General features: G+C 56.2%; 11 protein-coding genes and 1 riboswitch. Of the genes, 6 read left to right on the forward strand and 5 right to left on the reverse strand.

All coding sequences use genetic code 11. The annotated features are described in order from the left end of the window. From mraZ to ilvI, 4 genes are all read right to left on the reverse strand, one after another. Positions 1–459, reverse strand: a complete 459-nt coding sequence (gene mraZ / locus S7A_RS15695; RefSeq protein ID WP_009092149.1) for a division/cell wall cluster transcriptional repressor MraZ — start codon at positions 457–459, stop codon at positions 1–3. Between the two features lie 496 nt (positions 460–955). Continuing rightward, the gene (gene cra, locus S7A_RS15700) at positions 956–1966 is read right to left on the reverse strand and encodes a catabolite repressor/activator (RefSeq protein ID WP_009092150.1); all 1011 of its coding nucleotides are present in this window, start codon (positions 1964–1966) and stop codon (positions 956–958) included. A gap of 195 nt (positions 1967–2161) precedes the next feature. After that, entirely contained in the window at positions 2162–2653 is a 492-nt protein-coding gene (gene ilvN, locus S7A_RS15705) for an acetolactate synthase small subunit (protein ID WP_009092152.1), read from the reverse strand. Between the two features lie 2 nt (positions 2654–2655). Continuing rightward, positions 2656–4380 carry an acetolactate synthase 3 large subunit gene (ilvI, locus tag S7A_RS15710; RefSeq protein WP_009092154.1) on the reverse strand — a complete coding sequence of 575 codons (1725 nt, stop codon included), beginning with the start codon at positions 4378–4380 and terminating at the stop codon, positions 2656–2658. A 730-nt stretch (positions 4381–5110) separates the two neighbouring features. On the opposite strand from ilvI, the gene leuL reads away from it, so the two are divergent. From leuL to leuD, 5 genes are all read left to right on the forward strand, one after another. Then, on the forward strand, positions 5111–5194 hold the full coding sequence (gene leuL, locus S7A_RS21825) for a leu operon leader peptide (RefSeq protein ID WP_111208305.1): 84 nt from the start codon (positions 5111–5113) through the stop codon (positions 5192–5194). Between the two features lie 89 nt (positions 5195–5283). Continuing rightward, complete coding sequence (gene leuA, locus S7A_RS15715) at positions 5284–6846, forward strand: 2-isopropylmalate synthase (protein ID WP_009092156.1); 1563 nt, start codon at positions 5284–5286, stop codon at positions 6844–6846. Between the two features lie 2 nt (positions 6847–6848). After that, positions 6849–7940 (forward strand): 3-isopropylmalate dehydrogenase, encoded by a 1092-nt coding sequence (gene leuB / locus S7A_RS15720; RefSeq protein ID WP_009092158.1) that lies wholly within the window; start codon positions 6849–6851, stop codon positions 7938–7940. 3 nt (positions 7941–7943) lie between these two features. Continuing rightward, a complete protein-coding gene (gene leuC, locus S7A_RS15725; RefSeq protein WP_009092161.1) occupies positions 7944–9350 on the forward strand; it encodes a 3-isopropylmalate dehydratase large subunit in 1407 nt (468 codons plus the stop codon). Between the two features lie 3 nt (positions 9351–9353). Further along, positions 9354–9959 carry a 3-isopropylmalate dehydratase small subunit gene (leuD, locus tag S7A_RS15730; RefSeq protein WP_009092163.1) on the forward strand — a complete coding sequence of 202 codons (606 nt, stop codon included), beginning with the start codon at positions 9354–9356 and terminating at the stop codon, positions 9957–9959. Positions 9960–10189: 230 nt separating this feature from the next. On the opposite strand, the gene S7A_RS15735 is transcribed toward leuD, so the two are convergent. Beyond that, positions 10190–11368, reverse strand: coding sequence for an MFS transporter (locus tag S7A_RS15735; RefSeq protein ID WP_009092166.1), 1179 nt, complete (start codon positions 11366–11368; stop codon positions 10190–10192). Positions 11369–11623: 255 nt separating this feature from the next. Between S7A_RS15735 and sgrR the strand changes: the two genes are divergently transcribed. After that, the gene (sgrR, locus tag S7A_RS15740) at positions 11624–13285 is read left to right on the forward strand and encodes an HTH-type transcriptional regulator SgrR (protein ID WP_009092169.1); all 1662 of its coding nucleotides are present in this window, start codon (positions 11624–11626) and stop codon (positions 13283–13285) included. Positions 13286–13320: 35 nt separating this feature from the next. Beyond that, a riboswitch (TPP riboswitch) is annotated at positions 13321–13423 on the forward strand. The last annotated feature ends 29 nt before the right edge of the window (positions 13424–13452 follow it).

The raw sequence follows: 13452 nt of genomic DNA on the forward strand, positions 1-13452 counted from the left end.
CTATAGCGACAAGTCCTGCAACCGCTCAGATAAAGGCTCCTGAGCTGACTGTTCTGCGTCAATATCGTCCCTGACCTGTTGATACCAGGTCTGTTCATCCCACAGCTCAAACTTGTTGAACTGTCCGACCAGCATCACTTCTTTGGTTAATTTTGCGTGCTGCCGAAGCGTATTCGCCAGCAGCAGGCGTCCTGCATTATCCATCTGACATTCACTGGCATGTCCCAGCAACAGACGCTGCACACGGCGCTCAAGTGGATTCATACTGGATAAGCGGGCGAGCTTTTTTTCAATGATTTCCCATTCGGGCAGGGTATAAAGCAACAGGCATGGCTGGTGGAGGTCGATGGTACAGACCATCTGCCCCTGAGATTCCCCGATCAGCAAATCGCGATATCGCGTGGGTACGGCAAGCCGCCCTTTACTGTCGAGATTGACTAACGTTGCTCCGCGGAACATGCCAGTCTCTCCCCCTGGTCACCCGTTTGCACCACTTTATCCCACTTTTTACCACGAAACGAGTTTAAGGATTCGATGAAATCCTTGTCAAGCCGGAGCGGCAGTTGAATATCACTATTTACAGAGCGCCGAATTAATGGCTGCCGACGCCCTGATCGAATAAAAAGAGAAAGAAAAAATTAAACCAATGAATACCTGAATAAAAAAAACGGGCGCGGAAAAAACGATTAAAAATGAAACAGCATCACACGCTGAATATTTCTCATGGTTTCTGAGACAGCGGCGGCATTTTAAGGGATTTCCGAAAAAAAGCCCAGCGGCTCAGGGCGGACAGGAAAGCGGCATTTGTTGAAGTTGTAAGCAGATAATAAAAATAACCCTTTCTGCTTTGTTAGAATTGATGAGCAGAATTTACGCTTTTTTACGTCGACCTGTTTATTTAATCAGTAATTCGGAAAAAAATAAACGTGGTGGGCAGCGTAATACTGCCCTTCCCTCATTTAACTCTTCGGCTTAATTGTCCGCGACGATATAAATTACGGCGGATACGGGTTAAACCGGGTTTAGGTTTTCTTGGCTCATCCAGCGAGGCTAAAACTAATTCCAGTACCCGTTCGGCGACGTCACGATGGCGTTGTCCTACGGCCAGCACCGGGCACTCAAGAAAGTCCAGTAATTCGTGGTCGCCAAAGGTGGCAATCGCCAGCTCGGTAGGCAGCCGGCCGTCTCGTTTCAGCGTGACATCCATGACGCCCTGCAGCAGCCCGAAAGAGGTAGTAAAAAGCGCCTCCGGCATCGGATGCTCTTCAAGATAACGCTCAAACAGCGCGGCGGCAGCGGTGCGTTCGAAGCTGTTGCAGTAGATGTAATCTATCGGCCGCGGGTCATCTTTCCACGCATCACGGAATCCCATCTCACGCAGGAAGCTCACTGACAGCTCAGGCAGGGCGCCGAGGAACAGCACGTTTTTGACCTCAAGCTGACGCAGTTCAGCCGCCAGCGTATGGGCATCGTCCTGGTCGGCGCCCACGACGCTGGTGAAATGTTCACGATCCAGCGCACGGTCTAACGCAATGATCGGCAGCGGATCGTTGACCCAGCGCTGATAAAAGGGATGCTCAGGCGGTAACGAGGTGGAGACGATGATCGCGTCGACCTGACGCTGTAGCAGATGCTCAATGCAGCGCATCTCGTTATCAGGCTGATCTTCTGAGCAGGCGATCAGCAGCTGATAGCCTCGCTGACGCGCCTGACGTTCAAGATAGTTTGCAATACGGGTGTAACTGGTATTCTCCAGATCGGGAATCACCAGCCCAATAGAGCGCGTTCGCCCGGCGCGCAGCCCGGCGGCCACCGCATTGGGGTGATAATTATGTTCACGCACGACCGCCATCACTTTCTCAACGGTTTTGTCGCTGACACGATACTGCCGCGCTTTACCATTGATCACATAACTGGCCGTGGTGCGCGACACGCCTGCCAAACGCGCAATTTCATCCAGCTTCACGATAACCCCACCATCAAATCCGCTTTTACGGCAGAAATAGCCGCAGTTAAGCTATGGATAACTCATGGCTATCATCTAACAGCAGAAAAGTGCGCGGAGCAACCGCTTTTCTGAATGTAACCAGCCTGGCGCATAAAAATAAAAAAACCCGGCATTTCGCCGGGTTAGGTGAGGTTCGATGGTGACGCAGCGTGATTAACGCATGATGCGATCGCCGCGTGATACGCCCACAATACCGGAGCGGGCCACTTCAACGATTTCGGCAACCTCACGTACGGAATTGAGAAACGCGTCCAGTTTGTCACTGGTGCCTGCCAGCTGAACCGTGTACAGCGTGGGCGTTACATCAATAATCTGACCACGGAAGATCTCAGCGTTGCGCTTCACCTCTTCACGGCCATAGCCACTCGCCTGGATCTTCACCAGCATGATCTCACGCTCAACGTAGGCACCCTGCCCCAGTTCGGTCACGCGCAGCACATCCACCAGCTTGTGCAGCTGCTTTTCGATCTGCTCCAGCACCTTCTGGTCGCCTACCGTCTGAATGGTCATCCGCGACAGGGTGGGATCATCGGTAGGCGCAACGGTCAGGCTTTCGATGTTGTAGCCGCGCTGCGAAAAGAGACCGACGACACGGGATAATGCGCCAGATTCGTTCTCCAGCAGAACTGATAAAATGCGACGCATAATTATGTCCTCTCCGTTTTGCTTAACCACATCTCATCCATGCTGCCACCGCGAATCTGCATCGGGTAAACATGCTCGCTACCATCCACGGCGACATCCACAAACACCAGACGCCCCTGTGCCAGTTTCTCCAGCGCCAGCGTCAGCTTCTCTTCCAGCTCAGCCGGATGCTCAATGGCAATCCCGACGTGGCCGTAGGCCTCAGCCAGACGCACGAAGTCAGGCAGTGATTCCATATAGGACTGCGAGTGGCGGCCGGAGTAGATCATATCCTGCCACTGTTTCACCATGCCCAGAACCCGGTTATTCAGGCTCAGTACCAGCACCGGCAGATTGTACTGCAGTGCGGTTGAGAGCTCCTGAATGTTCATCTGGATACTGCCATCGCCCGTCACGCAGATAACGGTTTCGTCCGGCAGAGCCATCTTGACACCCAGCGCAGCGGGCAGGCCAAAGCCCATCGTGCCCAGCCCCCCGGAGTTGATCCAGCGACGCGGTTTATCAAACGGGTAATAGAGCGCAGCAAACATCTGATGCTGGCCCACATCGGACGTGACGTAGGCGTCGCCGTGGGTCAGACGGCTGATGGTTTCAATGACGGCCTGCGGCTTGATTTTGTCGCTGGTCCGATCAAACTCCAGGCACTGACGACTGCGCCAGCCCTCAATCGCGCTCCACCACGCCTGCAGACTCTCAGAGCGCGGCTCGCTGTCGTTTTGCGCCAGCAGCTCCAGCATCTGCTGCAGCACCTGCTTCGCATCACCCACGATCGGGATATCCGCCGCTACCGTTTTGGAGATAGAGGTCGGGTCGATATCAATGTGCATGATGGTGGCGTTGGGGCAATACTTCGCCAGATTATTGGTGGTGCGGTCGTCAAAGCGAACGCCGATACCAAAAATCAGATCGGTGTTGTGCATCGTCATGTTGGCTTCATAGGTGCCGTGCATGCCAAGCATCCCGACGCACTGACGATGCGTCCCAGGAAACGCGCCCAGTCCCATCAGCGACGTGGTGACCGGAATGTTCAGGCTTTCGGCCAGCTGTAACAGTTCTGCTTCACAGCCCGCGGTGATGGCACCGCCACCGGCATAAATCACCGGCTGTTTTGCGGCCAGCAGTGTCGTCAGCGCACGCTTAATCTGACCTTTATGGCCCTGGATGGTCGGATTGTAGGAGCGCATGCTGACAGCGTCCGGCCAGTGATAAGGGAGCTTATTGGCCGGGTTGAGAATATCTTTCGGCAGATCGATAACCACCGGTCCCGGACGTCCGCTGGCGGCGAGCCAGAACGCCTTTTTCAGCACGGTGGGGATCTCTTCGGTGCTTTTCACCAGAAAACTGTGCTTCACCACCGGCCGTGAAATGCCGACCATGTCGCACTCCTGAAAGGCATCATAGCCAATCAGCGAGGTAGGCACCTGGCCCGACAGAATCACCAGCGGAATAGAGTCCATATAGGCGGTGGCGATCCCGGTGATCGCATTGGTCGCGCCGGGGCCTGAAGTGACCAGCACGACCCCGACTTCACCCGTGGCGCGTGCGAGGCCGTCAGCCATATGCACCGCAGCCTGCTCGTGGCGTACCAGAATGTGATCGATACCCCCGACGGTTTGCAGCGCATCATAGATATCTAATACCGCGCCACCCGGATAACCGAATACCTGCTTAACGCCCTGATCGATTAACGAACGGACGACCATTTCGGCTCCTGACAACATCTCCATCTTCTGCCTCCAGGCTTCAGGACCGGGCGCCATGAATAGGGCCGTTTGCACATATCGCGTCACGCCGGTGCCTGCTCTGCCAATCAAAATCTTATGTTTATGCACGACAGCGGAAACCTGTGCCGCTGTCCGGTTACAGAGAAATCTGTCGAGTTCATTGTTCTGAGAGTAGGTCGATTACCATAACCGCACTTCAGCGGGCAGGCAAACCGCAAAGCCGTGTAAATTAAATGGCAGGGACGTAAAGGCTCTGCCCGATAAGAATTGGCTGCGCGGATTAAACTAATTACGCCGCAGAACCGCAGAGGAAAATGCTGACTAAGAAATTATTTTTAGCGTGATCTAAGAAATAACGAAAACTTATTGTGACCTGCCCCAGCCCACAATCGCCCCGCCGTTTTATTTTCTGGGTTAATTAACCAGAAAATCGCTAAAGTGCATACGATTATGCTAAGCAAGCGGACATAAATTCTGCGTCACGCCTGAGAAGCATAAAAATAAAATTATTATTTTTCAAATAGATAAGACAGTCACCACACTGCAACAGCGTACTTATCCTGCCTGACCGGCGCGGCACTCACTTCTGCGCTATTCATTACGCTGTCAGGCCGTAAAATAACAGACGATCTTCCTTTTACTCGCTGGAGAATAACCCTGCACAGAAGGTTGACATCCCTGAGTGATTGCAGTACCAATATAGGCAGCACAACAATTTATAAGGTTTGAATCCATGTTTCGTTTTGCTCGCCTTCTCGGTCTACTACTAAACGCATACAGCTTGCGCGGTAGACTTGTGGGCGGAATCAAACACTGATTCAAACCTGCTGAAAGTTAAAAACCCGCGCCTGTCGCGGGTTTTTTTATGCTCGTTGCCAGGCCAGAAAATGCATAAGGATGAATACGATGAGTCAGCAAGTCATTATTTTCGATACCACTCTGCGCGACGGTGAGCAGGCATTACAGGCCAGCCTGAGTGTGAAAGAAAAATTGCAGATTGCATTAACGCTGGAGCGTATGGGCGTGGATGTCATGGAAGTGGGTTTCCCGGTCTCCTCACCTGGCGATTTTGAATCCGTACAGACCATCGCGCGCACCATTAAAAACAGCCGGGTCTGCGGTCTGGCCCGCTGTGTGGAGAAGGATATTGATGCGGCATACGAATCACTGCGCGTTGCCGAAGCCTTCCGTATTCATACCTTTATCGCCACCTCACCGATGCACATCGCCACCAAACTGCGCAGCACGCTGCCCGAGGTGATTGAGCGCGCGGTTCACATGGTGAAACGTGCCCGTAACTACACCAATGACGTTGAATTCTCCTGCGAAGATGGCGGCCGCACCCCGATTGATGACCTGTGCCGGATGGTTGAAGCCGCAATTAATGCCGGTGCCAATACCATCAATATCCCGGACACCGTGGGTTACACCCTGCCAGGCGAATATGCTCACATCATCAGCCAGCTGATCAACCGCGTACCTAACATCGACAAAGCGATTCTCTCTGTCCATACCCACGATGACCTGGGTATGGCGACCGGTAACGCCCTGGCGGCTGTCCAGGCGGGTGCACGTCAGGTTGAAGGCACGCTGAATGGTCTGGGTGAACGTGCCGGTAACTGTGCGCTGGAAGAGGTGATCATGGCGATCAAAACCCGCCAGCAGATCATGAATGTGCACACCAACATCAATCATCAGGAGATCTACCGCACCAGCCAGATGGTGAGCCAGATCTGCAATATGCCTATCCCGGCTAACAAGGCGGTGGTCGGCTCCAACGCTTTCGCCCACTCCTCCGGTATTCATCAGGATGGCGTGCTGAAGAATCGCGAGAACTATGAAATTCTGACGCCGGAGTCGATCGGCTTACACAAGATTCAGCTGAACCTGACCTCACGTTCTGGCCGCGCGGCGGTAAAACATCGTATGGAAGAGATGGGCTATGCAGAGCAGGATTACAATCTGGATGCCCTGTATGACGCCTTCCTGAAGCTGGCTGACAAAAAAGGTCAGGTGTTCGACTACGACCTGGAAGCGCTGGCCTTCATCAATAAACAGAATGAAGAGCCGGAGCATTTTCAGCTGCATGAATTTAACGTTCAGACCGGTTCCGGCATCACCGCTACCGCCTCTGTCAAGCTTGGCTGCGGCGATGATGCCAAAGCGGATGCGGCCACCGGCAACGGCCCGGTTGACGCGGTCTATCAGGCTATTAACCGTATTACTCAGTTCGACGCAGAGCTGGTTAACTACAAACTGACCGCCAAAGGCCACGGCGAAAACGCGCTGGGTCAGGTCGACATTGTGGTGAGCTACAACGGCCGTAAGTTCCACGGCGTCGGTCTGGCGACCGATATCGTGGAATCGTCCGCCAAAGCGATGGTGAATGCGCTGAACAATATCTGGCGTGCCCGCCAGGTTGAACAGGAATTGCAACGCAAATTTAAAGATCAGAAGGAAACCGTATAACTATGTCCAGCTCTTCTCATATCGCAGTTTTACCCGGTGACGGCATTGGCCCGGAAGTGATGGCACAGGCAATGAAAGTGCTGGACGCCATTCGCCAGCGCTTTGATATGCAGATTACCACTCAGGAATATGCGGTCGGCGGCATCGCTATCGATCAGCACGGCGAACCCCTGCCTCCTGCGACCGTGGCGGGCTGCGAGCAGGCGGATGCGATCCTGTTTGGTTCGGTTGGCGGACCGAAGTGGGAACATTTGCCACCGGCCTCGCAGCCGGAACGCGGTGCCCTGCTGCCCCTGCGCAAACACTTCAGACTGTTCAGTAACCTGCGCCCGGCGGCACTCTACAGCGGTCTGGAAGCTTTCTGCCCGCTGCGCGCCGACATCGCGGCGAAAGGCTTCGATATCCTGTGCGTGCGTGAACTGACCGGCGGCATCTATTTTGGTCAGCCTAAAGGACGCGAAGGCAGCGGCCCGGAAGAGCGGGCATTCGATACGGAGGTTTACCACCGCTTCGAGATCGAGCGCATCGCCCGTATCGCGTTTGAGTCTGCGCGTAAACGCCGCAATAAAGTGACCTCAGTAGATAAAGCCAACGTCCTGCAGACCTCAGTCATGTGGCGTGAAATCGTTAATGAGGTCGCTAAAGAGTATCCGGACGTACAGCTGAGCCACATCTATATCGACAATGCCACCATGCAGTTGATCAAAGATCCGTCACAGTTTGACGTGCTGCTCTGCTCCAACCTGTTCGGCGACATTCTCTCTGATGAGTGCGCCATGATCACCGGTTCGATGGGGATGCTGCCTTCCGCCAGCCTGAATGAAGCGGGCTTTGGCCTGTTTGAACCGGCAGGCGGCTCCGCACCGGATATCGCCGGACAGAATATTGCTAACCCGGTCGCGCAGATCCTGTCGCTGTCCCTGCTGTTACGCTACAGCCTGAATGCCGATGAGGCTGCCGACAGTATCGAACGCGCCATCAGCCGTGCGCTGGAACAGGGCTACCGCACTAAAGATTTAGCCGGTGATGGCCCAGCGGTCAGCACAGATGAGATGGGCAGCATCATTGCCCGCTTTATCGCCGAGGAAAAATAAAAAATGAAAACCTTATACCAGAAGTTATTTGATGCACATGTCGTCCACGAAGCGCCGAACGAAACGCCGTTACTCTATATCGATCGCCACCTGATCCATGAAGTCACCTCGCCACAGGCTTTTGATGGTCTGCGCGCGCATGGACGCAAGGTGCGTCAGCCGGGCAAAACCTTTGCCACCATGGACCACAACGTCTCTACTCAGACCAAAGACATCAATGCGTCGGGCGAGATGGCGCGGATTCAGATGCAGGAGCTGATGAAGAACTGCGCTGAATTTGGTGTACAGCTCTATGACCTGAACCACCCGTATCAGGGAATCGTGCACGTTATCGGCCCTGAGCAGGGCATGACGCTGCCAGGCATGACCATCGTGTGCGGTGACTCGCACACGGCGACGCACGGTGCCTTCGGCTCACTGGCCTTTGGTATCGGCACCTCCGAAGTAGAGCATGTGTTTGCCACCCAGACCCTGAAGCAGGGCCGGGCGAAAACCATGAAAATCGAGGTACTGGGCCAGGCTTCAACCGGCATTACGGCAAAAGATATTGTCCTGGCGATCATCGGCAAAACCGGTAGCGCAGGCGGAACCGGCTATGTGGTTGAGTTCTGCGGTCCGGCCATTCAGGCGCTGAGCATGGAAGGTCGTATGACGCTGTGCAACATGGCGATTGAAATGGGCGCGAAAGCGGGCCTGGTGGCACCGGACGAGACCACCTTCAGCTACCTGAAAGGCCGCCAGTTCTCCCCACAGGGTGAGAAGTGGGAGCAGGCCGTAGAGTACTGGCGCACATTGAAGTCAGATGAAGGCGCAACCTATGATGCGGTGGTCACGCTGCATGCAGAAGAGATTGCGCCACAGGTCACCTGGGGCACCAACCCGGGTCAGGTGATCGCCGTTGATCAGGTGATCCCGAACCCGGCCTCATTCGCCGATCCGGTAGAGCGCGCCTCAGCGGAAAAAGCGCTGGCGTATATGAATCTGCAGCCGGGCATCCGACTGACCGATGTCGCGATTGATAAAGTCTTTATCGGCTCCTGCACTAACTCACGCATTGAGGATCTGCGTGCCGCCGCCGCTATCGCCAAAGGCCGCAAAGTTGCGCCGGGTGTGGTTGCGATGGTGGTGCCCGGTTCCGGTCCGGTAAAAGCACAGGCGGAAGCGGAAGGTCTGGATAAAATCTTCCTGGAAGCGGGCTTTGAGTGGCGTCTGCCAGGCTGCTCCATGTGTCTGGCGATGAACAATGACCGCCTCAACCCCGGCGAGCGTTGCGCGTCAACCAGCAACCGTAACTTTGAAGGTCGTCAGGGCCGCGGTGGACGAACCCATCTGGTCAGCCCGGCAATGGCCGCAGCGGCAGCCGTCACCGGCCACTTTGCCGACATCCGTGAACTGACGACAGGAGCATAAGTCATGGCGAATAAATTTACTCAGCACACCGGCATCGTCGCGCCGCTGGACGCCGCAAACGTCGATACCGACGCGATCATCCCTAAGCAGTTTTTGCAGAAGGTGACCCGCACCGGTTTTGGTCAGCACCTGTTCCATGACTGGCGTTTTGAAGATGACGCCGGCACGGTCCCGACTCCCAGCTTTGTGCTGAACAAGCCAGAGTTTAAAGGCACCAGCATTCTGCTGGCGCGCGAGAACTTTGGCTGTGGCTCCTCTCGTGAGCATGCGCCCTGGGCGCTGACCGATTTCGGTTTTCACGTGGTGATTGCGCCAAGCTTCGCCGATATCTTCTACGGCAACAGCTTCAACAATCAGCTGCTGCCGGTGAAGTTAAGCGAAGAGGAAGTGGATGAGCTGTTCCGGCTGGTTGCGGCTCAGCCAGGCATCAGCTTTACGGTCGATCTGGAAGCGCAGACGGTGACCGCAGGCGATAAAGTCTACCCGTTTGAACTCGACAGCTTCCGTCGCCACTGCATGATCAACGGCCTCGACAGCATCGGTCTGACCCTGCAGCATGAAGCGTCAATTTCGCAGTATGAGCAGAATCAGCCCGCCTTCCTGCGCTGATTGCGTTAAGACAGGGCTAATCTGACAGCAACAATTAAGCTTAACGCGCAGGGAACACGGTCAGAGGAGGAAAGCGTCCCGCGCCAGGGACGGCGCGGGCCGAGCGGCCAGGGATTGGCTTAAGCGCCTTTCCGATCTGACCGTGTTCCCTGAGCAGGCTCGCTATCACAGCGACCGGTCCAGATTCCTCGATCGTTAAAAAAAGGGCGACATCCTGTCGCCCTTCTTCTTTATACGTCGCGCACCCGCGCCGACATCACCAGCGCCACAATCGCCAGCCCGAATGCCAGCCAGTAGACCGCCTCATGTCCCAGCCGCTCGCTCAGCGTACCCTGAATCACCCCGGCCAGAATCATGCCGGTTGAGATGGAGTTGGTGAACAGGGTGGTTGCGGCGCCAGGCCGTCCCGGCATCAGATCCTGGAACCACAACATCCCAATCCCGGCAATAATCCCGACAAACACCGCATTAAACAGCTGCAATACCATCAGTGACGTGCGGGAGTTAAACAGCATCAGCCCCAGATAAAACAGGACTCCGGCGGCCACCGCCACCAGCATTAACCGGCGCTTGCCCATGCGGCGGGCGTAATGCCCGGCCAGCAGCATCACCGGGATCTCCAGCCCGGCGGCCGTGCCCATCAGCAGACCCGCCAGCTTTTCCGGCAGGCCAAGCGTCGTACTGATATAGAGCGGCATATCAATGATATACATGGTATTGCAGGTCCACATCACCACCGAGGCAATAAACAGCAGGCGCACATCCCGGTCGCGCCAGCCGCTTAGCGGCAGACCGCCGCTTTGCAGCAGAGGCTGCGCACGGGGCACTGACGGCAGGGTAAACCAGACCAGCAGGATACAGATCAGAAACAGCGCGGCGGCCACCATAAACAGCGTGACAAAACCATAGTTCAGCGCCAGCGCAAATGAGAGCGGTGGCCCGATGACCCACGCCAGTGACAGCTGCGCGCGCATCACCGAACTGAACATGACCGCTTCACGCGCCGACTGATCGGCATATTCCCGGGCCAGCGCAAAGAGCTGAGGCATTGAGACGCTGGCGAGCGCCGACAGCAGCACACCCAGCGTAATCAGCGTCAGGTAGTGGCGACTGAAGGCAAACAGCAGCGCATTAACCAGCGCCATCAGGCAGCAGAACAGAATGATATTACGGCGGTCCCCCACGCTGTCCGAACGCTTCGCCACCAGCATGCTCACCAGGATACCGGCCACCGCATTGATGGTAAAAAACAGTCCGACCCAGAAAGGGCGGGCCTGCACTTCGCGCGTCAGAAACAGGCTCAGCGTCGGTGCCTGCAATGCGCCCGCCACGCCCAGCATGAACGAGGCAACCATAAAAGCGAGGTAAACCGGATTGATGCGGCGCTGCCGCGTTAACAGCGATTTCATAGCGAAATCCCTTAGAGGCTAAACAGAGAGGAAAAAAAGAAGGGTAGACCATACCGCGCACGATGAAAAAAGCCAGCAGAGATCCTCTGCTGGCGGTGTAAATGCACCCTACTCAGAAAAGCACTCCGCTGAACAGCGAAGTCAGGGTTGAACGCCATTCCAGACTGAATGCCTCCCGCTCTTCCCATAGCGCAAAGTTTGCTCTTAAAATGAGGCAGAAAAAACAGAGCGCTTTTCAGCAGGAGTTCCTCTTTTATGTCCTCGTCACGTCTGAAGCAGCAATTCATTCGCCTGTGGCAGAGCTGCCAGGGCCAGTCGCAGGCCATTACCCTCAGCGAACTGGCTGACCTGCTGCACTGCTCGCGCCGCCACATGCGCAATCTGCTCAACCGGATGCAGGCGGCAGGCTGGCTGGTCTGGCAGGCAGAAGCGGGACGCGGCAGGCGGTCACATCTGACGTTCTGCTATACCGGGCTGGCTTTACAGCAGCAGCGTGCCGAAGATCTGCTGGAGCAGGATCGCATCGATCAGCTGGTCCAGCTGGTGGGCGATAAGGATCAGGTGCGGCAGATGATCAGTGCGCATCTCGGCCGCAGTTTCCGGCAGGGCAAGCATATCCTGCGGGTGCTCTACTATCGTCCCCTGCTCAATCTGCTGCCTGGCTCGCCGCTGCGGCGCTCTGAAACGCACATCGCCCGGCAGATTTTTAATGGCCTGACGCGGATAAATGAGGAAAACGGGGAAATCGAGCCCGATATCGCGCATCACTGGCAGCAGACCTCCCCGCTTCACTGGCGCTTCTTTCTGCGTCCGGCTATTCGTTTCCATCACGGTCGGGAGCTGGAGATGGCGGATGTCATCGCCACCCTGGAGCGTCAGCGCCCTCATCCGCTCTTTTCCCACATTGCAAAGATCTCCTCACCCGCCCCCTGGACGCTGGATGTGCATCTGAGCCAGCCCGACGACGGCCTGCCCTGGCTGCTGGGCAGCGTCAGCGCGATGATCCTGCCGCGCGAGTGGCCGACGATTCAGGATTTTGCCCGCCAGCCAGTCGGCACCGGCCCCTACCGGGTGATCCGCAATCATGAGAGCCAGCTGAAGATTGAAGCCTTTGATGATTACTTTGGCTTTCGCGCCCTGATCGACGATGTCTCTATCTGGGTGCTGCCCGACATCAGCGATGAGCTGGTCTATGCCGGTGTGCGCCTGCAGGGGGACGCTGCGGATGAGATTCAGGAGGAGAGCCGCCTTGAAGAGGGCTGCTACTATCTGCTGTTTGACCAGCGTTCAGAGCAGGGCCGCAGCGAGGCAGTCAGGCGCTGGGTCAGTTATCTCTTCAACCCTATCGCCCTGCTCAACCACGCGGGCGTCGGCTATCAGCGATACTGGTTTCCGGCTTATGGCCTGCTGCCGCGCTGGCACCACCGCCGGGACCTGACCCCGGTCGAAAAGCCGCCCGGCCTGACCCATCTGACGCTGACCTGGTACAGTCAGCACGTGGAGCATGAGGGCATCGCCAATGCGCTGCGTCCCCTGCTGGCCCAACAGGGCGTCACCCTGGAAACCCGTGAGATCAGCTATGAAAGCTGGTATCAGGGCGACGCGGAGAGTGATATCTGGCTCGGCAGCGTCAACTTTACCCTGCCGCTGAACTGGTCGCTGTTCGCCCAGCTGTATGAGATCCCGCTGCTGCATCACTGCCTGCCGATTGACTGGCACAGTGACGCGGCCCGCTGGCGCGAGAAAACGCTGCCGCTGGCCGAGTGGAGCAAACAGCTGGTTGAAGAGGCGGGTCTGCATCCGCTGTTTCATCACTGGCTATTGCTGGAGGGCCAGCGCAGCATGCGTGGCGTGCGGATGAATACCCTGGGCTGGTTTGATTTTAAATCGGCCTGGTTTGCGCCGCCGGCACTGTGACGCTTTCGCCACGGCGCTGAAATGACTAGAATGTGACGTTCTCAACGGGGTGCCGCCTGCCACCAGCAAGCAGCTGAGAGAGACCCGTCGAACCTGATTCGGTTAATACCGACGTAGGGATTTGAGAGGCCGCTGTGCTCAGATCCTTTGCGACTCATCCCCTATTC

Origin of the sequence: Pantoea sp. Sc1 (genome assembly GCF_000255315.1) — a bacterium.
Classification (GTDB): Bacteria; Pseudomonadota; Gammaproteobacteria; order Enterobacterales; family Enterobacteriaceae; genus Pantoea; species Pantoea anthophila.